The sequence below is a fragment of the Parapedobacter indicus genome (genome assembly GCF_900113765.1).
GTDB classification, from domain to species: domain Bacteria; phylum Bacteroidota; class Bacteroidia; order Sphingobacteriales; family Sphingobacteriaceae; genus Parapedobacter; species Parapedobacter indicus.
The window spans coordinates 51,272-74,965 of record NZ_FOQO01000016.1 but is presented as its reverse complement, the minus strand read 5'-3'; the positions used below and the strand labels follow the sequence as shown (position 1 = coordinate 74,965).

Sequence of the window (23,694 nt, the reverse complement as noted above, 5' to 3'; positions counted from 1 at the left end):
AGTAGCAGTATTGCAGTACACGAACTTTTTAAACAACAGAAATATTAACAGGTTGAAACATGCGCTTGCTGTTTAAACCGCACAACGGGTTAAATAAAATATATGAGCATACTTTTGAGACACTACAGGAAAAAATAGTTCGGAACTTTTCAAAATACATTGTAATGCCTGTTTATTTGGAAGATAGCAACATTCGAATTCCATACCGTATAAAAAACTCAAAATAACAGGGTAATAGATAATTTGTGGATGAATCGCAGCGAGTTCGCCCACAAGCGAAATCAAGCACTATTTTTTGGCACAATTGAGAAAACTATACATTTTAATTTACACTGTTACTTTCGTACAAAAATAATTCATTTTCACCTATCGATATTAACCTTCGATACCTTCAACCAAGCCGAAATTCAGTAGGAGAAATTCCCGCCAATCTTTTGAAAAATCGGCTAAACACTTGTACGTTTTCAAAACCAAGCTCATACGCGATTTCAGAAATATCCTGCTTTGTATAATGTAGTAAGTTTTTCGCCTCTAATAGAATACGTTCATGAATTAGCTGAAGCGGTGACTTTTCATCAATCTTTTTAAAAGTATTGGTGATGGTCTTTGGTGATTTATGCAGTAATCCCGCATAGTAAGAGACATTATGCTGTTCCTTAAAATTTTGTTCGACAAGGAAGTTGAACTCCCTAATCAGGTTATGCTGGCTATCATCGATAAAGGATAAAGTGCCTTGCATTTTATATAACCTTGTACAAAGTATCAAGATGCGCTTCAGGACGATTTGAAGCATTTCAAGCTGCAACTCATCTTTCATTTCCAATTCCGTATCGGTCAGATTCCAGGCATCGTTCATTACAGCAAATTGGGACTTGTCAACCGTAACAACCGGTATCTTGGCTGGCGTATAGTACAATACGCCTTTACAGCCGACTTCACTATCGTGGTTGATTATGCAATAGAACTCTGAATTGAACCGAAGCATTTTCATTGCGTTAATCTGCTTATATTCCACCTGATGGTATTGCGAAAGGCTAACAATCTGGTTATTATCAAAAGTATGTTGAATACCATCGATGATCAGTTTGTTCCCATCGGACTGAAACCAAAGCAGCTGTAAGGCCCCGGATACAATCGGTCTGAAGCTTCTGAAATTATTGGCATCGATGTATTCCAACTCAAAGTACTCGTTTTGCTGTCCTTGATAAATCATTTAAATATTCAATTAGGGTACTCGTAAATAGTATCAAAATATACGCATAATCTTTAAAAAGGTAATCTGATGTAAAGCAAATCTTTAAATCAGATCAATAATTAAAGGTAGTTTCGTCTTTTGTATCGTTCAATTTGATACCTAATTCGGTAAGCCGGTTACGTATCTGGTCTGATAAGGTAAAATTTCTATCTGCCCGAGCTTGATTCCTCATTTCAATCAGTAAACTGATTGTCCCATCGAGTTTTTCAACCTGGCCGTTGTATACATCCGATTTCACCTCCAAACCAAGGACATCAAAAACAAAGCTCGACATAGTCTTACAGAAGCGCTCCATATCGGTTGTCGAGAGTGTAGCCGTCTTGTCTTTCAGGTGATTAATAAATGTGACGCCTTCAAAAAGATGCGAAATAAGAATAGGCGTATTAAAATCGTCATCCATCGCCTCATAGCATTTTGCTTCCCAACCGGCGATGTCAAGTGTCGATTTATTTCCCGGCTCAATCTTCGATAAGACATCCATTGCTTTCATCAAACGTTCGTATCCTTTTTCAGCGGCCAAGATCGCATCATTCGAAAAGTCCATAATACCTCGGTAATGTGTCTGTAGCATGAAAAACCTTGTTACCGAAGCTGAAAAAGCTTTGCTAAGAACAGGATTTTCACCACTTAAAACTTCTCCCGGCAGAATATAATTCCCACTCGATTTAGACATTTTCTTTCCATTCAATGTTAGCATATTTGCGTGCAGCCAGTAGTTGACGGGCGGGTGGCCCGTACAGGCCTCACCCTGGGCTATCTCACATTCGTGATGCGGAAACTTCAGGTCCATACCTCCACCGTGGATGTCAAATCTTTGTCCAAGGTATTTTGTGCTCATCGTGGTACACTCCGTATGCCATCCTGGAAACCCTTCACTCCATGGGGAAGGCCAGCGCATGATATGATGGGGATCGGCACGTTTCCAGAGGGCAAAATCCTGTTCGTTCCGTTTGTCAGACTGGCCGTCAAGTGCTCTGGAGTTATCGAGCGTATGCATCAAATCCCGATGGCTGAGCACACCATAATCATAATCCTCATTATACTTTACCACGTCGAAATATACCGATCCATTCGATTCGTAGGCATACCCCTTATCAATGATGTGCTGTATGACATTGATCTGTTCGATCATATGACCGGTCGCGGTTGGCTCGATACTGGGCGGCAATAGATTGAATTTTTGGAGGATATCATGGAAATCGACCGTGTAACGTTGAACAATTTCCATTGGTTCAAGCTGCTCCAAACGTGCTTTTTTGGCAATCTTATCCTCACCGTTATCCATGTCGTCAACCAGGTGCCCGACGTCGGTGATATTTCGGACGTAACGGACTTTGTAGCCTAAATGCAAAAGATAGCGATAAATGATATCAAATGACAGGAAGGTCCTTACGTTTCCGAGGTGTACTTTGCTGTATACCGTCGGACCGCAGACATACATTCCGACACGGCCTTCCTGAATGGGTATGAATATTTCCTTTTGGTTCGAAAGCGAATTATATATTTTCAGTGTATGATCTTTATATGTAGACATATTGAATATTAAAAAAATCTGGCAAGTATAGAAGTCAATACGGATTGCCAAATATGAATATGTTTCGGTCGTTAAGTAAGAAGGAAGATTTCACTCAATTTTGCAATTCTTCGGCGATGGCATAATCCAACCATAGCAATGCCCGATTGGGATCTGAACCAAATATGGACCGGATGACCTTCCCATTTTTATTTACCAAAACCCAATGAGGTGTTCCGCCAGCGCGGTAATCGTGAAAAGTGGTCGCCATACCGGCATCCCTGAAGACAGGAAACCTAACATGCAATAGCGCTAAATTTTCAATAATTTCATCATCTGTATATTCGGGTCCTTCAAAATTACTGTGAATCCCGAATAGGTTAATCTTGTCCCCGTGCTCATAGACCATTTTATTGGCAAATGGGATAGCTCTTCCTACGCATCCCGGGCAACCCAAATAGAAAAACAGGATCAATAAGGGTTTTCCCTTAAAGCTAACGTACCGTGGCACCTCTTCCTGCCCGATACTTTCCAAATGCCAGGGTTGTATTTGATTATTCAAAATTTCCATAACGAATGATATAAAAATTCCCCTATCCTATTAAGAGAAGGGGAATGGAATTAATATATGTAGGCACGGGAGTTAAAACCAGCTTATTCCGGCTGCCATATTGATTGAATCTGTCTGATCATCTGGTTGGTAAAACCCCATTCATTGTCATACCACGCCATTACTTTCACCAGGTCTCCATCAACAACTCTTGTCATTTCTAAATCTATTGTAGAAGCAAAAGCGCTTCCGATAATATCGGTTGATACAAGGGGTTCACCTGTTACCGCAATCACTTTTTCATACCGTTCCGTGGCCGCTTCTTCTGCCAGGATCTGATTGATTTCCTCGACAGTAGTAGGCCGCTCAGCGATAAAAGTAATATCCGAAAGGGAACCAACAGGAACGGGAACTCTAACGGCAACGCCGTCGAACTTTCCGTCGTACTGCGGTAATACTTTAGTAGTTGCTATGGCCGCTCCCGTAGCAGCGGGGGCCAAATTCAAACCGGCAGCTCTCCCCATCCGTGGCTCTCTTTTCGAAGGAGCATCAACAAGACTTTGTGAAGTCGTATAGCCATGTATGGTATTAAGAATGGCTTTTTTAATACCTAATCTTCTTCCCAATATTTCGATTATCGGGCTGATATTATTGGTCGTACAACTCGCACAGGAAAAGACCAATGTCTTATCATCCGTGGTATTTACCCCATAAACCACGGTTGGGGTGTCTTTTGTTGGGCCTGAAATTACGGCTGCTTTGGCACCGGCCAAAATATGACCTTCCGCGTCGGCACTGTTGGTAAATATTCCGGTACTTTCAATAACGACGTCTACATTCAGCGCTTTCCATGGTAATTCTGAAATGTTGCGCAGACTGGAATATTTGATAGCTTTCCCGCCCACAAACAGGGTGTCACCTTCAAATTTCACATCTTTTGCATACTTACCGTAGTTGCTGTCATATTTAAGCAGGTATGCAGCGTTTTCTATCGACATCAGATCATTTATCCCGACGACTTCAAGGTCGTCGGTTTCAAAAATTATTTTCAATGCTGCCCGCCCTATTCGGCCGAATCCGTTAATTGCTACTCTTTTCATAATATTCTATAGTCATTTTGATGATGCTTTCATTTATTGTTTTGCCTTATTAGCTTCCTTTGCCACTTTAAAAAGTGCCGGATTGATATGGCAATATCCTCCGGGATTCTTATCCAGGTAATCCTGATGATATTCCTCAGCTTTATAATATTTTTTTAGCGGGGTTACTTCGACTGCTATTGGCCTGGCGTGTTTAGCCGCTTCTTTGTCTATCCGTTGTCTTATAAGCGGTAGCTGCTGTTCCGAAGTGTAATAAATCCCCGTACGGTATTGGTCGCCAATATCGTTGCCCTGTTTATTTATACTCGTAGGATCAATGGTAAGGAAATACAAATCAAGCAACAGGTTCAAATCCAATTTTTCAGCATCGTAGGTAACTTTTACGGCTTCAGCATAGCCCGTGTTCTTCTGTACCACCTCCTTATAAGTCGGATTGTCGGTACGGCCATTGGCAAAGCCTACCTCCGTAGCGATAACGCCATCTACCTGTTTAAAAAAATGCTCCGTTCCCCAGAAACATCCTCCGGCAAAATAGATAATGCTTGTACTATCGCTACTGCTTGTCATTTCAGTAACGTTTGCTTTTTCTTCCAAGCCCTGGTTACGTTCGGCTTGATTACTCATGCTGTTGCTACAACCTGTCATAGCAAATAAGCTGAGTGCGGTCGATAAGAAAACTGTTATATTCATGTCTTTATTTTTTATTTTCTATTTCTTCAACAAGCTTTTTGTATACCGACTTGGTAAACCGGATATATTTTTTGGTTAGGATATCATAGCCAACCCAATGTTGGATATTTCCGTAAGGGCATCGAGGCGCACCTTCCTCATTTCCGGAGACCAATATGTATCGGTCGGGATGCAGCTGATAAATTTCCGCTGTTATTTTGTTCATTTCTTTACAGAAACGTTCCAAAACGCTCAAAGTGGCAGGTATACCCATTCGGATTCTTTACAAGATAGTCCTGATGATAGTCTTCAGCAGGCCAAAATTTGGTAAATGGTTCTAATGTGGTTACTACCTTACCGGGCCAACGTTTCGAATCATCGACCAATTTAATCATGTCTGCCGCCTCATTTCCTTCTTCTTCGTTCTGAATGAACAGCGCTGATCGGTAACTTTTACCCCTGTCGTTGCCCTGTCTATCGACCGTGCTGGGATCATGTATTGTGAAAAAATAATCCAATAGCTCTTTATAGGAGGTCTTGCTGGGATCATAAGTTATTTCAATCCCCTCGGCGTGTCCCGGATGATATTCATAGGTCGGATTGTCATTCTGTCCTCCCAAGTAGCCAACTTCAGTATCGATTACCCCCGGCCGTGTTCTGAAAAGATCTTCCATACCCCAGAAACACCCACCAGCCAAATACGCTTTTTTTAAATTTTCCATATAAATTTGTATTTATTATCGCTTGAATTCTTTTTCGTTTACTATCTGTCAGGCATCGACCTTTTGAAGCGCGAGGGCATTAATACAATACCTGAGGCCACTCGGTGCCGGACCATCCGGGAATACATGTCCGAGGTGTGCGTCACAGACATTGCAGGTTGTTTCCACCCTTATCATGCCATAACTACTGTCCTTATGATGTGCGACATTTTCAATCGCTATAGGTTGGGTAAAGGAAGGCCAGCCGGAACTGCTGTGGAATTTTTCAGCCGAATCAAATAGTGGTGTTCCACAACAGATACATTCATATCTGCCCGGTTCAAATAGCTCGCACATCTCTGAACTATGCGCTCGTTCAGTGCCTTTCTCTCTGGTAATAAGATAGACATCCGGACTTAACAGCTCCTTCCATTCCTTATCAGTTTTTTCCACCCTTCGGGAGGGAGCAGGGTTACCGTGGTTCGCAAACTTAATGACGTCATTCCAGTTTATCATAGCTATCAATTTTAAAATTTATTGCGTATTTACCATTTCCAGCGCAGAGATTCTTTTTTGTAGTTCGACCTTGCTCAAAAGCCCAACCGAGGTTTCTACGGTGTTCTGGTTTTTGAAAAAGACTAATGTTGGGATGCTCCGCACGCCAAAACGTTGCGCAAGCTCCTGCTGCTGATCAACATTGATTTTGATAATATCCACCCGTCCTCCCAGATCTTTGGATAGGTCTTCCAATATCGGCAGCTGTACCTGGCAAGGGCCGCACCAATCTGCATAAAAATCCGCAATAACGATTTTTCCTTTTTGGATTGCTTCTTCAAATTCCAACGTGTTTTCTATTTTTCTCATGACTAAAATTTTGATTGTTTATTTTACTCTACAAAGGTAATATGACGGCACGTCCATTCTCTTACCGTTTTCACCCCATGTATTAGCAATTCTTCCCATTTTAAAAGTCAGTTCGCACTTGTTGTCCGAATTTTTTGCGTATCGCCGTTAGTTTGGGATTTATATTGGTCAGACAGAAAGGTTTGTGCTTATCTTTCTTATAATAGTTGAGGTAATTCTCCGAATTTAATCTAAAGTCCACAAAGGGCAGTACCTGTGTAATATAGCTGGTGTCATTTTCCAATGCCAGCTTACCGATAACGGATTCGATAACGGCTTTGTCATTGTCGTCAAAGTAATACACTGCCGAACGGTATTTGTCACGCATGCTATGCGCGCTTGCGCTACTGTGTGTGAGCAGGTGGACTTCAATCAACACTTCCAGGTTGATATCCTTAGTAAAATGAACAATAACTGCTTCTGAGAAAGTATCATAGGGACTCACTGAGGAAATCCAACCCTGCTCTACAAGTTCAACGCCATGCAAAGCCTGAAAGATTGCTTCTGTACACCAATGGCACCCACCGCCAAAACCAATTTTTTTCATATACTCTCTCGTTATTGGGGCGTGTAATTTTCTGTGGCGTCTGCTGAAGCATCATCCGATGGAGGATAGTCCCCCAGACCCGCAGGTACAGTTGGGTCTTCGGACAAATGTGTATCGATGTTGATCTCTCCTTGAAGCAATCTTGCAACCGGACAGTTTACGGCAATCCAAAGCAAGCGTTCCTTTTGTGCATCGCTTACCGGTTGGCCAAATGAAAGCGTCCTGTAAATCATCGTTTTGAACGGTTCGGCCTGCTGGATCATATTCACGGAACAGTGTATGTCTGTAATATCCCAGCCCTTCCTTTTGATATACATACGAAGGGTAGTCAATGTACAACCTACCAAACCGGACAGGACGGTTGTAAACGGATCAGGACCGATATCTTGCCCTCCGTTGAACGTAGGTTCATCGAGAACCAGTTGACCTTTTCGCCAGTTAACCGTTACCTCCTGACGATCTTTAACGATATCGCCAGTAATATCCTTAGCGAACAGACGAAGCGTTTGCTTTTTACGTAACATAATGATTTTTTTGTTTACAGATGAGCACGGATATCTCCGTAAGTCTCCGGGTACTTGTTAAACATCATCGCCACAAAACCACATTTCGCGATAACTTTCAGTTCGTTTTTGCGTGCATAATCGACCACAGCGTCTACCAATTTTTTTCCATATCCGTTCTTACGTTGGGCAAAGCCGACACTGGTGTATCCCGCTTCCAATATACCGGGAGCGACACTGACCACCATTCTTCCAACTTCCTCGTCACCAACATGGAGCGAAAAAAAAGATACTCCTTTTTCGCCTTCGTGTATTTCAATCTTTTCCATTTTGATTTTTATTTTAAATAATTGAATAATTTGAATTAAATGCCTTTGTATTTACCGTTTAGAACTCACGGCGTTAGTAGCAAAAAGTCCCTGATAACTATTGCATGATTATGTAGTTCATCCTTTGCCGAATAAAGCAGCGTCAGCGTATTATGCTTTTCCATTAAATCCATTAAATGCGCAAGGGGTGCGGAATCGAACAATTCGTCCAAATAGCGTGCGTAGAAAGAATCCCATTTTTCGGGTTGATGACCGAACCATTTTATTAAGGCTTGTGAAGGAGCCACACCCTTTAACCATTCATCGATCCGTGCTTCTTCCTTTTTTACCCCCCCTGGCCAAAACCGATCGACCAAAACACGATAGCCATCGTCGATGGAGAATACTTCATATATTCTTTTGATCTGTATCCGCATTTTGCTTTTGTTTAATCTTGAACCCTTGCAACAAAATATTATGCTTTCTTCCAGCGTTCTTTAAGGTCTACCGTCCGGTTAAAAACTAGATGATCTACATCTGAATGCGTATCCTTTATAAAATAGCCCAGTCTGACAAACTGAAAATGTACCCCCGCATTATCTCGTTCCGCTAAGTCTGCTTCCACATAAGCGTTCTGCAATACTTGGATACTATGTTTGTTAAAATGACTCAGGAAATCATTCTCTGTCTTGCCGGGATCTTCAACGCTAAAAAGTCTGTCGTAAAGCCTGACTTCCGCAGGAATTGCAGATGGAACGCTTAACCAGTGGATGGTGCTCTTTACTTTGATGTTACTCCGGTCATTCCCTGATTTACTTTCCGGAAAATACCTGCATTGGAGTTCGATGATATTACCATGCTCATCTTTCATAATATGCTCACACGAAATAATATATGCTCCTTTTAACCTAACTGCCCCTCCCAAAGTCAACCTAAAATAATTCTTTGCCGCGTGCTCCATAAAATCATCCTGCTCAATCCAGAGCTCTTTACCAAATGGCACTTTGCGGCTGCCATTAGCTTCGTCTCCGGGTAAATTCTCCATGCTCATATATTCCGTCTTTTCTTCATCGTAATTCGTTATGATAACTTTCAACGGTTTTAGTACAGCTATCCTTCGCTGAGCTGATTGGTTCAGGTCTTCGCGCACGCAAAATTCCAGTAAACCAAAATCCGTGATCGCATCCCGCTTTGCAACGCCAATCCGATCACAAAACTTGCGGATGGCGTTTGGTGTGTAGCCCCTTCGGCGAAGACCGGCTATCGTAGGCAGCCGTGGATCATCCCATCCGTCGACAAGCCCGTTGTCAACCAGTTGTTGCAGCTTGCGCTTGCTCATAATGGTATAAGCAAGGTTTAATCGGGCGAACTCGATCTGTTTGGAAGGAAACAGCCCCAATTGTTGAATGAACCAGTTATAAAGGGGGCGATGTGCAACAAATTCAAGCGTACAGGTTGAATGAGTGATGTGTTCAATGGCATCGGACTGGCCATGCGCGAAATCATACATGGGGTAAATGCACCAGGTACTTCCGGTGCGGTGATGGGGAGTGTGCTTAACGCGATACATAATGGGGTCTCTCATGTGCATATTGGAAGCCGCCATATCGATCTTGGCACGCAATACTTTCTCGCCATCCCTAAACTGGCCGAGTTTCATCGCTTCGAGTAACTGTAAATTCTCATCGACTGAACGTTCTCTGTATTGATTGGTTGTTCCCGGAATCTGTGGCGTACCTTTCTGTTCTGCAATCTCCTCAGATGTACTGTCATCCACGTAAGCAATGCCTCTTTTGATGAGCTCCACCGCAAATCCATAAAGGGCTTCAAAGTAGTCGGAGGCATAGTATTCATTATGCCATTCATATCCCAACCATCGAATATCTTCTTTGATCGCTTCTATATAGCTACTGTTTTCCCGTTCCGGGTTGGTGTCGTCAAATCGCAGATTGACCTTTCCGTTGTATTTTGATGCGAGACCAAAATTCAAACAGATGGATTTGGCATGGCCGAGATGCAGGTAGCCGTTGGGTTCCGGAGGAAATCTTGTGGCGATACCTTCACGATAAACCGGATTACGGATATCTTCCTCGACGATTTCCTCGACAAAATTTAATGACTCTTCCATTGTGCTGCCCTTTGTGTTTGTTTAATAATTCATGTGTGTCAGCCGTTTACTCAGTAGCTCCGTGTTCCAGGGCGGATAAGTACCGTTCGCAATCCAATGCTGCCATGCAACCGCTTCCCGCAGCTGTTACGGCTTGCCGGTAACGGGCGTCCTGTGCGTCACCACAACAGAAAACACCCGGAACATTGGTTTTTGTAGTACAATCTTTTGTTTGAATATAACCTACTTCATCCGTGTCAATCCACGTCTTAAATACCTCCGTATTTGGACGATGGCCGATGGCCAAAAAAATGCCTGTCACATCCAATTTGCTTTCATTGAGGGTAATATTATTGAACAACTGTAGACTATTTACCTTCAGGCCATCCCCAAGAATTTCCTTTACTTCCACGTTGAATTTAACTTCAATATTGGGCGTATTTTCAACGCGGTGTACCATGGTTTTAGAAGCCCTGAAGGTCGATTTTCGCACTAACATATACACCTTTCGGCATAGTTTGGAGAGATGCAGCGCCTCTTCGGCAGCGGTATCTCCTGCACCGACAATAGCGACGTCTTCGCCTTTAAAGAAATATCCGTCACAGGTAGCACAGGCCGAAACACCGTGACCGGCATATTGCTGTTCCGATTCAAGCCCCAGCCACTTCGGTGTTGCACCCGTAGCGATAATTACGGAATCTGCCAACACCACTTTCTTTTCATCGATGGTCACTTTATAAGGCGATTGGGAAAAGTCCACTTCGCTGACGAATCCGATGCGTAGATCTGTACCCATTCTGGCAGCTTGTTTGTGAAAGCCCTCCATCATTTGAGGCCCCATAATGCCATCTGGGTAGCCTGGGTAATTCTCAACATCAGACGTTTTGGTGAGCTGTCCCCCGATAAGCAAGCCTGTATATAATACGGGTTTCAAATCTGCCCGGGCCGTATAAATGGCAGCTGTATAACCGGATGGCCCTGACCCGATAATCAGGCATTTAATTCTTTCGTTCTGTTCTGTATTCAATGGTGTCTCCTTTTTGATGACTGATATGTCTTATTCTTGTTTTAGTTTATCCTTACACTGTTCCATGAATTTCTCCAGTTTGGGGTCGATAATGGCCCGGCAATATCCTTCGTCTGGGTTATTGTTATAATAATCCTGGTGATAATCATCTGCTTTATAGAAATGTTCGAACATTTCCAGTTGGGTGACGACCTTATCTGGATAGGATTTTTGCACTTCGTCAATAATTTTCGTCGCAGCTTGCTTCTCATTTTCGTTTCTGTAGAAAATGATGCTTCGATACTGGGAGCCTTGATCCGCACCGTGTTGGTTTAACGTGGTCGGATTATGGGTACTCAGATGTACCCTAAGTAAATCTTCGAATGAAATTTCATCCGGATTATAGGTGACTTCCACCACTTCCGCATGCCCAGTGCCTCCACTGCAAACCTCCCTATAGGTCGGATTAGCGATCTTTCCTCCACTAAAACCGTTTTCCACTTTTAGCACACCTTTCAATCGTTGGAAGATCGCCTCGGTACACCAGAAGCAACCTCCTCCAAAATCAATTTTCCTCTCGCGCACATCCATTTTTTTTAAGGAAACGGCGTTCATGCAATAACGGAGTCCGCTCGGCATGGGGCCGTCTTGAAAGACGTGCCCAAGATGCGCATCGCAAGTATTGCAGAGCGCTTCGATACGCACCATGCCAAAAGAGCCTTCCTTATGGTAGGCAACCGCATTTTCCTTTATCGGCTGCGTGAAGGACGGCCATCCGGTTCCGCTTTCAAACTTGGTATCTGCATCAAAAAGTTCCGTACCACAGCAGATACAGGCGTACCTTCCCGGTTCAAAATACGAACATAGATCGGAGCTGAATGCACGCTCCGTACCTTTAAGCCGGGTTATCCGGAACTGCTCGTCGGTAAGCAGTGTTTTCCATTCTTCCTCGGTTTTTTCCAATCTTCTGTCTGGAATCGGGTTGCCGTTAGTCGCAAATTTTATTATATCAAGCCATTTTAGCATCATTGCGTGATTTAAGGTTAAAAAATACAGCTAACTTTTGAAGTACCGCTCTTCTACAACTTTACCATCTTCCCAAAGTGCACGGATGATCTCATGCAAGTAGACATTGCTTCCATCCTTCATGTCTAAATCTAAAATATATTCCGAAAAGGATACATTGCCGTCTGCCACCGATCGGAGAAGCTCAATTTTTTTGACCGTTTGAATGGAGGCCACAAAGTCGACGAGTTTCTTCATCGTCGCAGGTTTTCCCTCCGTTACTGAGCCGTCATATTCAATGGTCTTGACGTTTGGTGCATAAAATTTTTCAGCCGCATCAACCAGCTGACCACTTGATACCATACCATTCAGTTCTTTTACGAGTTCTTGAAGATTGCTTTTCATTTTGTTGTTTTTTAAATGTGAGTAATATGTATACAATATATGTGTGTGCCGTTAATTAGTATTTTGTGCGAGTCTGATGCCCGTATGCTGCCATCTTAAATGAGGATGGAAGAAATTGCGGTAGCTTGGTCGGCTGTGTTCCGGTGGCGTGACAATGGAGGCTCCGCGGAGTACCATTTGGTTGACCATGAACTTGCCATTATACTCTCCGATGGCACCGGCTGCTCTGACGTATCCGGGATAAGGAAGATAGGCGCTGCCCGTCCATTCCCATCGCTCACCCCATGTAAATCGACTGGAAGCTACTTCCCATTCAAATTCCGTTGGCAGCCGCATTCCTTTCCATGCGGCGAAGGCGGATGCTTCGTAATAACTCACGTGCGCTACGGGCTCATCCAATTTCAGTGGCTGAACTCCCGCCGAACTATAGTAATGCCAGCGGCCATTTATCCAATGCCAGTACAATGGCGAATTAATATGGTTGTTTTTGATCCAATCCAAACCTTCCGCATGCCAATACTCATGTTTTTGGTATCCGCCATCCTTCATAAATTCCACGTACTGACCATTCGTGATGAGGCCTTTTGCAATTTTAAATGCCGGGAGAAAGACCGTGTGTCGATTCAGTTCATTGTCAAAGCAGAATCCTTCGCTATCGTAGCCGATGTCGTAGATGCCGTCTTTTATCGTGATAAATTCGTCAGTGAAGATTTCCCCTGACAGCGGATTTGCTATTTCTGTATAGGTTGGGAACAGCGGATTGTGTCCTAAAATATACTTGATGTCCGTCGCCAATAGTTCCTGGTGCTGTTCCTCATGGTTAAGTCCGAGAATGGCAAGTGTCCGGACTTCCTTGCTTATTGGCTGACTGAGCAAGCGGTCCATTGCAGCATCTACATGAAGGCGGTATTCATACACTTCTTCAACGGTAGGCCGGCTTAAATTCCCCCGGTTGGTCCGTATCACGCGTGCCCCCAGGCTTTCGTAATAACTGTTGAACACGAACGGATAAGACGGATTAAAAATGGAATATCCAGTAAGATGGTGCTGTAGGATAAAGGTTTCAAAAAACCAGGATGTATGCCCCAAATGCCATTTGGGCGGACTTACATCAACCACAGGCTGCACTACATAATCTTCTGTTTTCAGCGTCGCACAGATATCTTCGCTTCGCTCGCGAACACTACGGTATTTGTCTTTAAGGTCTATCATTTTTGTACGTTTAAATAACCGGACAAATCACTGATTGTCCGGATTCCCAGCCGCTGAACGTCTTCCTTTCGCATCATGACGGCGTAGGTGTTATTGAATCCCACCGGCTTTAGCCATTTAACCTGATATTGCTCATTAAATGCGGTCTGTACATAGTCATACACCGCCTCTTTATCTGCTCCAAGCCTGCGCACCGTTGCGCTATCAGCCTGCAACATCACGGTCAAACCCGTTCCGGTATATTCGGGGTACAGATCAATCTGATCATTCATCAGTGCATCAAAGCATATTTTAGTCCCGCCCAGGCCGGTTTTTGGTGAAACATCAAGATCAGTATACCCCCTGATAAGCTGTGTATAGAGACTGGCCAGTATATATTGTTCATCAAACACCTTGGAGCCGATCCTGATCGTGTTCTTACGCACGGGGCGCGGCGGTTTGTACAGGTTTTGTTTTTCAAGGAACTCGCGGGCGACATCAGCGGGCTCTCGGTGCTTATAGTCTACTTGGTAATTAAGGGAGGTCATTATCGAATCGTTGATCCTGCCAGCCAACAGGTTCAGCACAGGTTCCAGCTCAGGGAACCGCCGGAGTGTTTGCTCCTTGATAATTGGTGCCGCATAGTAGGGTGGAAATATTTTTCGGTCGTCCTCCAGACTAACCAATTGGTATGCATCAATCCGTCCATCGGTACCATATCCGCTCACCACATCCAGCTTCTTTTCGTAAATAGCCTTGTACATGACCGCATCGTTGATTACTACCGTCGGTATGTTCAAACCATATACCTGCTTTAGGCCGACGTAACCGTCGGCACGCCCCATAAATTCAGGTGTGAACCCGGCCAATAGTTTGCTTCGATCTATGGACGGGATGATGTAGAAACCGGAAAGCAAAACGATTGCCGCCATGATGGAAAAGATACCCGCTATTTTCCTGAATCTTATCTTTTGAAGGCGGGAAAGCACAAAGTCAAAAAGAAGTGCGAGTATAGCCGCAGGTATTGCTCCGGCAAGCATCATCGTTGTATTGTTCAGCGAAATCCCACCGAAAATAAATTCACCCAATCCACCGGCGGCAATATAAGCAGCGAGCGTTGCCACGCCGACATTTACAATCGTGGCGATTCGGATACCGGCAAGTATTACAGGCATTGCCAGCGGTAGTTCGACTTTCAGCAATGACTGCCGGTAACTCATGCCCAATCCACTCGCAGCCTCCTTTATTTCAGGATCAATGTTGGTAATACCGGTGTATGTATTGCGGATGATCGGAAGCAGGCCGTATAAGAACAGGGCCGCAATCGCTGGTTTGGCTCCAATGCCCAATACCGGAATCAATAGACCGAGCAATGCAAGACTTGGGATGGTTTGCAGTACTCCTGCAAATCCAAGAATCGGGGGTGACAGATTCCTCTTTCTGCTGATGAGGATGCCTGTTGGAACGCCTATGATTATCGCGAGAGAAATCGACATGAAAGTAAGCCCGATATGCTGCCCGGTTTGCCCAAGCAGCTTCTCCCAATGGCTGGCAACAAAATCCCAGAGATTGCTTTTGTCGTTCATCTGCGATTATTGTTTTGAAGTAAACGATAGGCGTGCATGAGATTACTCCAAGTAACACGCTTCCATTCACCGGAATGTTCATGTCGCATGGCGATGAATTGACCTGCTCTATTTTTGTCCTGAAAGGACTCCATCGCATTCCACAATGTGGTATTACCGACAGGTTCTGCAAAAAAGCCTTCTTCGTCGCCGTTTTCTACCGGCAGATAATTCCACAGGTCCGCAATCGATGTAATCCCCAGCGAAAGCTTTAAATAGTCGTTGGAAAGAAAGCCTTTTACAAAATCATCGGCGGGATTGTATAATAGTTCCAATGGTTTTCCACGTTGCACCAGTTTTCCCTGATGGAGCAAAGCAATGGTATCGCCCAATTCGAAAGCCTCCTGGATGTCATGCGTAACCATGACGACGGTTTTCCTTTGGAACTCATCCAGCTGCATAAATTCTTCACGTATTGATTTCCTCGTAAGCGTGTCCAATGCGCTGAACGGCTCATCCATTAACAATATCGGTGGATCTGCCGCAAGTGCACGGGCAATGTTTACCCGTTGTGCCTCACCGCCACTTAATTCGTCCGGCATGCGGGACAAGTACGTTTCAGGTAAATGCAGCTTTTTCATTAGCTCCCTGATTTTCTTGCCGGTCGCCCGTTTCTCCCATTTTAGTAGATTGGGCACCACAGCGATATTCTCTTCCACGGTATAATGCGGAAACAGGCTATTGCGTTGCAGTACATAACCGATCTGCCGTCTCAGTTCATTCTGCGGGCGCTCGCGGATATCCGCATCATTGATTCGTATAGAACCCGATGAAGGTGTTATCAGACCATTGATCATCCGTAGCAAGGTAGTCTTCCCGCTTCCGCTTGGCCCAAGCAGAACAACGTGTTCACCCTCAGCAATTTCAAGGCTTACATTGTCAATTGCCGTGTTGTTTCCAAAAGACTTATATACCTTGCCCACATGGATCATAGTTCACTCTTTGATTTTATATGTGCCGGGTGGAAAAGATTATTAACCGCCTCTGCGTAGGTAGGATGCGCAAACATCGTGTCGCGTAATCGATCATAGGTCAGCCCGCCCATCATGGCGACCTGAAGTAACGACATCAATTCGCCACCGTTCGGGCATATCACGGCTACACCCAAAATTTTCCTGGTCTTATTGTCAACTATCGCCTTTATAAATCCACTTGTTTCACCAACCTCAACCGCCCGGGCAATGAAAGACGTCTTCATTTTAGCCACTGAAAAATCCAAGCCCATTTCGCCGGCCTCCTTTTCTGTAAGTCCGATTCTTCCAAGCTCAGGGTCTATAAAAACACAGTAAGGGATCAGGCGATTGCGAATGGAAGAGGTTTTTTTATCAAAAAGATTTTCAGTCAACACAATATAGTCGTGATACGATACATGGGTGAATGCCGGGCCGCCCTTGACATCACCAAGTGCGTAAATACCGGCTACCTTGGTTTCCAGATAATCATTAACAGGAATAAACCCCTTTTCATCAACCTGAACTCCCGTTTCTGGTAGATTCAAGTCGTCAGTGTTCGGTCTTCTACCCGTAGCAACCAAAAGATGGCTTCCCGATACGGTTTGTGATTTTCCTTCCGATAAAATCTCAACGGAAACAGATTCCATTGAATTTGCCCACACGCGTCTGGTGGTAGCCCCGGTAATAATATTCACGCCTTCTGCTTCAAGAATTTGGGTGATTTCCAATCCTACATCTTCGTCTTCCTTAGGCAATAAGCGCACAGATTGCTCAACAATGGTAACCTGACTGCCCAACCGTTGGAAAAGCTGTGCAAATTCAAGTGACACATAACCTCCCCCAATGATGAGCAGTTCCTTTGGAAGGTAATCAAGTTCCAGAATGGATTGCGAAGTGAGAAAATTCACGGATTGTAACCCTTCGATATTCGGTATATGGGCACGGGCACCCGTGTTAATAAATATCAGATTCGCGGTGATGGATCTATAGTTCAAGTCCGATAATTTTACCTGAATCTCTTTATATCCCGAAAAGCTACCTGTCCCATGAAAGACAGTGATATTGGCATCCTCAGACAGCCGCTTTTCAAGTCCTTTGCGATAAATGCCTACTACCTCATCTTTACGTTGACTGATTAGCTTATAATCCGGAACTTCATTTTTTAGTACGATGCCATACTTTGACGCTGCACGCGCCTGGGTGACATTTTTAGCCAGACCAACCAATGTCTTTGTGGGGGTACAGCCATAGTTAATGCAGGTGCCACCAACATGCGCCGATTCGACAATCGCTACACGCATGCCCTCGTGGGACAACCGCTTGGCTAAGGGATTGCCTGCCTGACCGGAACCGATAATGATTGCATCAAATTTTTCCATTTTTTTCTGATTTAAACTGCTGTCCAAACCGCATCCATAAACCATGATTTAGAGTCCATAAATTCTGCGGTATGGCTAAAACCGTTATCGGTTGCCATTTGGAGGATCTGATCTTTAGCATACTTCTGTGATATTTCGGTCCATATACACTCGTCCTTCTCAAATGAGATCAGGTCGCCGGATATGCTGACCACCATATCATCTAAACTAACGAGATAGCTTTTGGCAGCACCCGTCAACGGATCATAGCTACAGTAATGGTCAAACTGGTCAACCCTGAAATCGGCATCCAACTCCCGGTTAATCCGTGTTAGCAAATTCAGGTTAAATTCCCGGGTCAATCCCGCACGGTCATCATACGCACGCTGGATAATCGCGGGATGTTTGACCAAATCAAACCCTATGATACACTGGTCGCCGGGTTGCAGGTAACTACGTAATTTCGCGCAGAATCGGTTGCTTTCAGCTACCGTCATATTGCCGATGTTGCCTCCTAAACACATCACCACCTTCCGTGTTCCGGGTGATAAGCTATGAACGGATAATGCATCAAAGTAATCACCCACCACTCCATTGAATCGGAGATTCGGACTATGAACCGGTAGAAATGACCGGAGTTCATTGATGACATTCTCGGAGATGTCAATCGGCACATAATTAAAAACTGCATTTACTTGGGTAAGCGCGTGTAACAGATGGATTGACTTGGCGCAGTTACCGGGTCCCAATTCGATTAATTCAAAATTTGCATTTTGGCCGGCTATGCGACAAACAATCTCTTCGGCTTGCCGGATAAAAATCTCCATTTCACACCGGGTAAGGTAATAATCGGGAGAATGCATAATAGCCTCAAAGAGACTATCACCCTTTTTATCGTAAAAGTATTTCGATGATAACCGCTTCGGGGTTTCCCGTAAGCCCTCTATAACGTCTAAATAAAAATCCTTACTTTTTGTTGCAAGTCTGCACTCGTCTGTGTCTGTTGATATCATGTTATTTAGTAGGGTTTAAAAAGATAAACTGTATGTTGCCCGATTTCTTAATTTATCAAAGGATAAAGAGGGCAAGTTATAAACTTGTCTTCTTTCAAACATTGACATTTGTCACACATCAATTGGTAAATTGATTACTTGGCAAAAATTTAGCAGTAAACAATTGTTATACATCTTGATGCATGCTTTCATGTGAGAGCGGCACTGTCTGGCGGATAATTTCAGCCAACGGAAATCGTCTTTTCTAAAAAAAATGCAGAAGGAAAAATCCAGTTTTCAAAGAGAAAAGTGGATAACGAAACTGGAAATAAGTGTCAACCTTTTACAAAAGTATACTACGAGTGTACCTGTATTAATTGATCCAGTTGAAGTAAATGGACAACGGCATAAGCGCAAACACGATACAGATAACTATCGAAAAGATTTTGCCGGAGGCTTTTATTATAGGGGTGTATTTTTTGTGGGCCAAACCCATGCTCTGGAAAGCGGTGGCAAACCCGTGTAACAAGTGCCAATAAAGCGAAAAGATTCCTAAGAGATATAGAATGACCACCACAGGGTTACTGAATTTCTTCAACATCATTTCATATAGTGGTAACTCCTCTCCATAGCGGATTTGGTGCATACGATTCGGAATCCAGAAATAGGAAGTGTGCATAATTAGAAACAATAAAATCAAGGTGCCGAGCAGGGTCATGCTCCTGCTGTTCCAGGTCACTTGTTTGGGTTGGGTTACCACGGCGTATTTTACCGGCCGTGCTGCCCTGTTGGAATACCAGAGAAGGTACGATTGAATAATATGCAAGAGAAAGCCAGCTATTAAAACGATTTCCAATGTCCGGATTACAGGATTTGTGCCCATAAAATGAGCTCCTTTATTAAATGTAGCGCCTCCGTCATTATAGAATATAAGGGCATTAATAGCTGCATGTACAATCAAAAAAGAGATCAGGAACAAGCCTGTCAATGCCATCGTAAACTTCTTACCTATTGAGCTTTTGAATGTTTTAAAGAACCAGTTCATCTCGTTTGTATATTGAATAATTAACAGGTAAGAAATTGACAATGAGTTTATTCAAGCATTTCGAGATTAAATCCAGATATTTTCTGTACCATATTTGGTGAACGCAACCTTTCTCAGACGGCTATCTTTAAGAATGCTCGTGGCAAGCCAGACATACTCCTGAGTTTGTTCATCAAAGCCCAGCATGGTGAAATCCGTTCCAACAGGACAAGCCGGATAATCGGGAAATCCTATCCGCAATACGTAGCGCTTACTGTCCGCGTCAAAATCGGACGGCGTAATTTTTTTGAGTCCATATTTTACAAAAGGGTCCTGGTCATCAAAAACGTAGTTAACAATGTCTGCATCTCTTAATATCTTGGTAACCGACTGCTCTTCCATGTAAAAATACATCCCTAAAAGATCAATGATCAACCCCCTGATCCGGTGTTGTGGCAAGGAAATAGCAAATAGGTATTGCGTATCGAATGCGTCTTCGGTAACGTCAAATCGATAGGCACCGTCAATAATTATTTCTTCCTCTCTAAATCCCCTATTAAGGTTTGTCGAATAAACAAGATTGCCTTTGATGACAAAGGTTTCTGTATACCCTTTGAGGCGCAGTTCATCAATCACATGGATAAGATCGTTTTCATTTAATGCCATAACCACTATTTATTACAATAAGCTTTTACAACTGATTTATACCATACAAAACAAAGGAAATGAAGATTCCGGTTCAAGGACATTTGTCACATTTTATTTGTCAGAACTCATCTTATTTCTTAAAAAAAGAAATAGAAGATGGACACGTAACAGCTTCGATTTGAAAAAAATCAAACCAGCAGCACTTCTATAACAGCTTTCATAATCGAATCAATTGAAACGGCGTCTGCTCTTTTAGAGAAAGAAATACCGCTTGGTTTCGTATGATGACGATTTTTCCTTTTGTGATAAATGTCAATGATAAAAAGAATATTACTCACGTACTTTGATAGGTAAAAAAACGGGTGTTTTACTCAGTTTAACTCGTGAAGCTTTTGAATTTTCTAACATAAATTTCATTATGAACCCGACATGATTAAAATAATCATTAAGCACACAGGGCAATGATTATTTTAATCGTCAAAGGCTCCATCTGACAGCTAAAAACAAAAAATAAACAGATGAAAAAGATGTCTCCAACAGCACAGATACTATTACGATTCGCATTAGGGGTGGGCTTTATACTTCCGGTATTGGATCGTATTGGTTTTTTGGGTGCACCGGACAGCGCCAATGTATCATGGGGAAATTGGGCCAATTTTGTGGCCTATACAAATACATTGATGCCCTACCTTCCTGCGAAAATGGCATCCTTCTTTGGCTTAATCGCAACTATCGGCGAAGCGTTATTTGGCGTTCTGCTTATTATCGGTTATAAGATCAGGTTTGCGGCTTATGGTAGCTTTGTGCTTACCTTGATATTTGCCATGAGTATGCTGCTCTTTACCGGATATCGATCACCATTCAATTATTCGGTTTTCGTTGTCAGTTTCGCCAGCCTGTTGTTAGCCGTCCTTGAACCCGAAGTAAAACCAAAAAATTAAGTACGTATTCTATAGAAGGGTAAGAACTGCCCAATTGATCGCAGCGATCATCGATAGTATCGCACTGAACTGAATGGGTGCTCGACTAACGATGCATCCTCAAAGCACATAACAAAAACAATTTGAAAAAATGGATAAAAACGCAATTAAACAAGCACTGATTAAATTAGAACGACATCATATAGATGAAGCGGAAATGAAATATGAAGATTTCTTAATGGGGAATCTTCTTGACAGGGAGGAAATCGTAGATCAAGATGATCAGTCACACCATCGGCAAAGTATTGAAGTTTCGGATCAATTGGAACATCAGGCCCATGTCCATATTGAACATTTAGAAGCGCTTAACAACATTTCATTCGAAGCCACAGAGGTAGTGAAACCGGGCGCCATAGTAAGCGTGAATGGCCGTTGTATGATCATTGCAGTACCAAAATCACCCTTTACAATTGATGGTAGACATTTTATGGGCATTTCGGTAAATGCACCTATTTATAGGCAATTAGCGGGAAAAAAGGCAGGTGATACATTTGAATTCAACAATAAAAAATTCACCATCGAGGTCGTAAATTAACATGCAAAGTAAAATAGATGATGAATTCCTATGATACACTTTCAGAAGCATTAGACGGCCTAAATAAAAGAGGTTATACAATAGATTTCAACATGCAAAGCGATAGTGTCTATTGTAAGGCCCTTGGCAAATCTTTTAAACCCGAAGACTTCGAAATCGTAGCATTCTATCGGTTCGAGGGAAATACAGACCCGGGAGATGAATCGATTGTTTATGCGCTAAAGACTAAATCCGGACATCAAGGTGTCTTAGTTGATGCCTATGGTTTGTATTCTGATCCATTAACAGCCGAGATGGTGCAAAAATTAAAAACACATTAAAGCGGAATGTTCGGTCTTAGCTACCGTTGTACCGTGTTTAATTCTTATTTAACGTAAAATCAAAAGACACTATGAAAGGAAAGAACAATATTGTGGAAGTTGTATATGAACTGGATGAGCAGGGATACACGGAAGAATTCAGGATCAAGGACGAAAAATTACTTTGGGTAGAGAAGTCTGTTAAGTATAATGCCGATCAATTCGAAATAGATCATGCCTATCGTCTTGAAAGTTCAGATACTGCTGAAGATTCTTCCCTTGTTTATGGAATTTCCATCCCGAAAAAAGGGATAAAGGGCATCCTAATCGATGCGTTCAATACTTTATCCTCATTGGAGGATAACTTTGTCATCCATAAAATCCGGTCAGCAGAAACAACACTGTTGACCCTTGAAGACAGTAATTCAGACTTGAAGTTCGGCATACTGCCAAAAGTTCACAAATCAAAATTCAATGAAAATCCTCACCGCTATGTGCTGAGAAAGGATTTTCCTGATTTTCCGGCCTGTCCGTTTGGACAAAGTTTTTCCATGCTGGGATATGACACTAAACTAAAGGAATATGTATGGTTAGTCACCAGCATTCTACGCGATGAAAGATTGGAAACAGTTTATTTTAAGGAACCGTCAAATTCCGATAATAAAATAGATCCTTCGTCTAAAAAAATTTAAAACATGAGTTCAGTGAAATTTAAAAACACACGTTTTAATCCGGAAAGCACACCATTTTTGGACATAGCTAAACAAATGGCAGAAGCTTTTGGCTATACGGCAAAAAACCTAAAAACAGACAGTAAGTTAGCCCAACTCATTCGCCTAAGGGTCGCACAAAAAAATGAATGCGCTTATTGTGTTATACTTCATGCTAAAACCGCGAGGGAAATCGGTATTGGGGAAGAAAAAGTTGACAATATCTCATCCTGGTATAATAGCGAACTCTTTACCATAAAAGAAAAAGCAGCACTGGCATATTGTGATGCACTGACTGACGGAAAAAAAGTTGGCTTTCAGAGATTTCACCACGCAATGACCCAATATTTTAATGAAGTAGAAATCGCAGAGATCGCGGCAGTGGTCATCAATATGAATGTATGGACGCGCTTAAAACTGGCTCAGGGTGAGATACCATATTTTGAATAACGCAATTGTAATAGTTTAAATTTTGTACCCATGAATCCAAATTACTCGCTGGCCCGTTTCACAGCAATCCTTCAAAAAAGCACTGAAAAGCGTGGTTGGACTTATGTTATTTGGCCAGAGTCTGCAAGCTTCTTTGGTACCCGGGCTCGTGTTAAAGTTCGCGCGTCAGCCGAAGGGGAAGTATTCGAGGGTTCGTTCATGCCCCTGGGTGACGGCAATCATAAACTACCGCTTAAAGGCAATTTTTTGGAGCTAATTGAGAAGGAAGTTGGCGACCAGGTGAGCATTAGTATCCTGGAGCGGCTTGACACCGGACCGACCTGCGATATTTCATGATAGATTTTGCCTACATGCTTA

At 43.0% G+C, this 23,694-nt stretch carries 30 protein-coding genes; 6 read left to right on the top strand and 24 right to left on the bottom strand.

Annotated features, from left to right (window positions below; genetic code table 11):
* Positions 1-391: 391 nt before the first annotated feature.
* From BMZ56_RS24730 to BMZ56_RS24615, 24 genes are all read right to left on the bottom strand, one after another.
* A complete protein-coding gene (locus BMZ56_RS24730; RefSeq protein ID WP_218146663.1) occupies positions 392-1,177 on the bottom strand; it encodes a helix-turn-helix domain-containing protein in 786 nt (261 codons plus the stop codon).
* 130 nt (positions 1,178-1,307) lie between these two features.
* The gene (gene cysS / locus BMZ56_RS24725) at positions 1,308-2,789 is read right to left on the bottom strand and encodes a cysteine--tRNA ligase (protein ID WP_090632405.1); all 1,482 of its coding nucleotides are present in this window, start codon (positions 2,787-2,789) and stop codon (positions 1,308-1,310) included.
* Positions 2,790-2,883: 94 nt separating this feature from the next.
* Positions 2,884-3,339 carry a TlpA family protein disulfide reductase gene (locus tag BMZ56_RS24720; protein ID WP_090632403.1) on the bottom strand — a complete coding sequence of 152 codons (456 nt, stop codon included), beginning with the start codon at positions 3,337-3,339 and terminating at the stop codon, positions 2,884-2,886.
* A gap of 83 nt (positions 3,340-3,422) precedes the next feature.
* Positions 3,423-4,418 carry a type I glyceraldehyde-3-phosphate dehydrogenase gene (locus BMZ56_RS24715; protein WP_090632401.1) on the bottom strand — a complete coding sequence of 332 codons (996 nt, stop codon included), beginning with the start codon at positions 4,416-4,418 and terminating at the stop codon, positions 3,423-3,425.
* Between the two features lie 33 nt (positions 4,419-4,451).
* Positions 4,452-5,108, bottom strand: a complete 657-nt coding sequence (gene msrA / locus BMZ56_RS24710; protein WP_245893390.1) for a peptide-methionine (S)-S-oxide reductase MsrA — start codon at positions 5,106-5,108, stop codon at positions 4,452-4,454.
* A gap of 4 nt (positions 5,109-5,112) precedes the next feature.
* Positions 5,113-5,313, bottom strand: coding sequence for a hypothetical protein (locus BMZ56_RS24705; protein ID WP_090632396.1), 201 nt, complete (start codon positions 5,311-5,313; stop codon positions 5,113-5,115).
* Positions 5,314-5,317: 4 nt separating this feature from the next.
* Complete coding sequence (msrA, locus tag BMZ56_RS24700) at positions 5,318-5,809, bottom strand: peptide-methionine (S)-S-oxide reductase MsrA (RefSeq protein WP_090632394.1); 492 nt, start codon at positions 5,807-5,809, stop codon at positions 5,318-5,320.
* A gap of 48 nt (positions 5,810-5,857) precedes the next feature.
* Positions 5,858-6,304, bottom strand: coding sequence for a peptide-methionine (R)-S-oxide reductase MsrB (gene msrB, locus BMZ56_RS24695; RefSeq protein WP_090632392.1), 447 nt, complete (start codon positions 6,302-6,304; stop codon positions 5,858-5,860).
* Between the two features lie 18 nt (positions 6,305-6,322).
* Positions 6,323-6,652 (bottom strand): thioredoxin, encoded by a 330-nt coding sequence (gene trxA / locus BMZ56_RS24690; RefSeq protein ID WP_090632389.1) that lies wholly within the window; start codon positions 6,650-6,652, stop codon positions 6,323-6,325.
* A gap of 100 nt (positions 6,653-6,752) precedes the next feature.
* Positions 6,753-7,238, bottom strand: a complete 486-nt coding sequence (locus tag BMZ56_RS24685; RefSeq protein ID WP_090632388.1) for a peptide-methionine (S)-S-oxide reductase — start codon at positions 7,236-7,238, stop codon at positions 6,753-6,755.
* Positions 7,239-7,249: 11 nt separating this feature from the next.
* Complete coding sequence (locus tag BMZ56_RS24680) at positions 7,250-7,762, bottom strand: OsmC family protein (RefSeq protein WP_090632385.1); 513 nt, start codon at positions 7,760-7,762, stop codon at positions 7,250-7,252.
* Positions 7,763-7,776: 14 nt separating this feature from the next.
* Positions 7,777-8,070, bottom strand: a complete 294-nt coding sequence (locus tag BMZ56_RS24675; RefSeq protein ID WP_090632381.1) for a GNAT family N-acetyltransferase — start codon at positions 8,068-8,070, stop codon at positions 7,777-7,779.
* A 65-nt stretch (positions 8,071-8,135) separates the two neighbouring features.
* Positions 8,136-8,486 carry a DUF488 domain-containing protein gene (locus BMZ56_RS24670; RefSeq protein ID WP_090632380.1) on the bottom strand — a complete coding sequence of 117 codons (351 nt, stop codon included), beginning with the start codon at positions 8,484-8,486 and terminating at the stop codon, positions 8,136-8,138.
* Between the two features lie 38 nt (positions 8,487-8,524).
* Positions 8,525-10,177: a glutamine--tRNA ligase/YqeY domain fusion protein gene (locus BMZ56_RS24665; protein ID WP_090632377.1), complete on the bottom strand. Its 1,653-nt coding sequence runs from the start codon at positions 10,175-10,177 to the stop codon at positions 8,525-8,527.
* A gap of 46 nt (positions 10,178-10,223) precedes the next feature.
* On the bottom strand, positions 10,224-11,183 hold the full coding sequence (gene trxB / locus BMZ56_RS24660) for a thioredoxin-disulfide reductase (RefSeq protein WP_245893392.1): 960 nt from the start codon (positions 11,181-11,183) through the stop codon (positions 10,224-10,226).
* A 30-nt stretch (positions 11,184-11,213) separates the two neighbouring features.
* A complete protein-coding gene (msrA, locus tag BMZ56_RS24655) occupies positions 11,214-12,191 on the bottom strand; it encodes a peptide-methionine (S)-S-oxide reductase MsrA (protein WP_245893394.1) in 978 nt (325 codons plus the stop codon).
* A 27-nt stretch (positions 12,192-12,218) separates the two neighbouring features.
* The gene (locus tag BMZ56_RS24650; RefSeq protein WP_090632375.1) at positions 12,219-12,572 is read right to left on the bottom strand and encodes a SnoaL-like domain-containing protein; all 354 of its coding nucleotides are present in this window, start codon (positions 12,570-12,572) and stop codon (positions 12,219-12,221) included.
* A gap of 51 nt (positions 12,573-12,623) precedes the next feature.
* Complete coding sequence (egtB, locus tag BMZ56_RS24645) at positions 12,624-13,784, bottom strand: ergothioneine biosynthesis protein EgtB (RefSeq protein WP_090632372.1); 1,161 nt, start codon at positions 13,782-13,784, stop codon at positions 12,624-12,626.
* Positions 13,781-15,349, bottom strand: a complete 1,569-nt coding sequence (locus BMZ56_RS24640) for an ABC transporter permease/substrate-binding protein (RefSeq protein ID WP_090632369.1) — start codon at positions 15,347-15,349, stop codon at positions 13,781-13,783. Before BMZ56_RS24640 ends, egtB begins: the two co-directional genes overlap by 4 nt.
* The gene (locus BMZ56_RS24635) at positions 15,346-16,320 is read right to left on the bottom strand and encodes an ABC transporter ATP-binding protein (protein WP_090632368.1); all 975 of its coding nucleotides are present in this window, start codon (positions 16,318-16,320) and stop codon (positions 15,346-15,348) included. Before BMZ56_RS24635 ends, BMZ56_RS24640 begins: the two co-directional genes overlap by 4 nt.
* The gene (locus BMZ56_RS24630; RefSeq protein ID WP_090632413.1) at positions 16,317-17,720 is read right to left on the bottom strand and encodes a mercuric reductase; all 1,404 of its coding nucleotides are present in this window, start codon (positions 17,718-17,720) and stop codon (positions 16,317-16,319) included. Before BMZ56_RS24630 ends, BMZ56_RS24635 begins: the two co-directional genes overlap by 4 nt.
* 11 nt (positions 17,721-17,731) lie before the next feature.
* Entirely contained in the window at positions 17,732-18,712 is a 981-nt protein-coding gene (locus tag BMZ56_RS24625; RefSeq protein ID WP_090632365.1) for an L-histidine N(alpha)-methyltransferase, read from the bottom strand.
* 352 nt (positions 18,713-19,064) lie between these two features.
* The gene (locus BMZ56_RS24620; RefSeq protein WP_090632363.1) at positions 19,065-19,736 is read right to left on the bottom strand and encodes a succinate dehydrogenase cytochrome b subunit; all 672 of its coding nucleotides are present in this window, start codon (positions 19,734-19,736) and stop codon (positions 19,065-19,067) included.
* A 66-nt stretch (positions 19,737-19,802) separates the two neighbouring features.
* On the bottom strand, positions 19,803-20,381 hold the full coding sequence (locus BMZ56_RS24615) for a hypothetical protein (protein ID WP_090632361.1): 579 nt from the start codon (positions 20,379-20,381) through the stop codon (positions 19,803-19,805).
* A 500-nt stretch (positions 20,382-20,881) separates the two neighbouring features.
* Between BMZ56_RS24615 and BMZ56_RS24610 the strand changes: the two genes are divergently transcribed.
* The 6 genes from BMZ56_RS24610 to BMZ56_RS24585 all read left to right on the top strand — a co-directional run bounded on the left by BMZ56_RS24610 (position 20,882) and on the right by BMZ56_RS24585 (position 23,673).
* On the top strand, positions 20,882-21,304 hold the full coding sequence (locus BMZ56_RS24610; protein ID WP_090632359.1) for a DoxX family membrane protein: 423 nt from the start codon (positions 20,882-20,884) through the stop codon (positions 21,302-21,304).
* 130 nt (positions 21,305-21,434) lie between these two features.
* Positions 21,435-21,878: a hypothetical protein gene (locus tag BMZ56_RS24605; RefSeq protein ID WP_090632357.1), complete on the top strand. Its 444-nt coding sequence runs from the start codon at positions 21,435-21,437 to the stop codon at positions 21,876-21,878.
* Positions 21,879-21,895: 17 nt separating this feature from the next.
* Positions 21,896-22,198, top strand: a complete 303-nt coding sequence (locus tag BMZ56_RS24600) for a phosphoribosylpyrophosphate synthetase (protein ID WP_218146661.1) — start codon at positions 21,896-21,898, stop codon at positions 22,196-22,198.
* Between the two features lie 71 nt (positions 22,199-22,269).
* On the top strand, positions 22,270-22,869 hold the full coding sequence (locus BMZ56_RS24595) for a hypothetical protein (RefSeq protein ID WP_177195300.1): 600 nt from the start codon (positions 22,270-22,272) through the stop codon (positions 22,867-22,869).
* A 3-nt stretch (positions 22,870-22,872) separates the two neighbouring features.
* Positions 22,873-23,337 (top strand): carboxymuconolactone decarboxylase family protein, encoded by a 465-nt coding sequence (locus tag BMZ56_RS24590; RefSeq protein ID WP_090632352.1) that lies wholly within the window; start codon positions 22,873-22,875, stop codon positions 23,335-23,337.
* Between the two features lie 30 nt (positions 23,338-23,367).
* On the top strand, positions 23,368-23,673 hold the full coding sequence (locus BMZ56_RS24585) for a DUF1905 domain-containing protein (protein WP_090632349.1): 306 nt from the start codon (positions 23,368-23,370) through the stop codon (positions 23,671-23,673).
* Positions 23,674-23,694 lie beyond the last annotated feature (21 nt).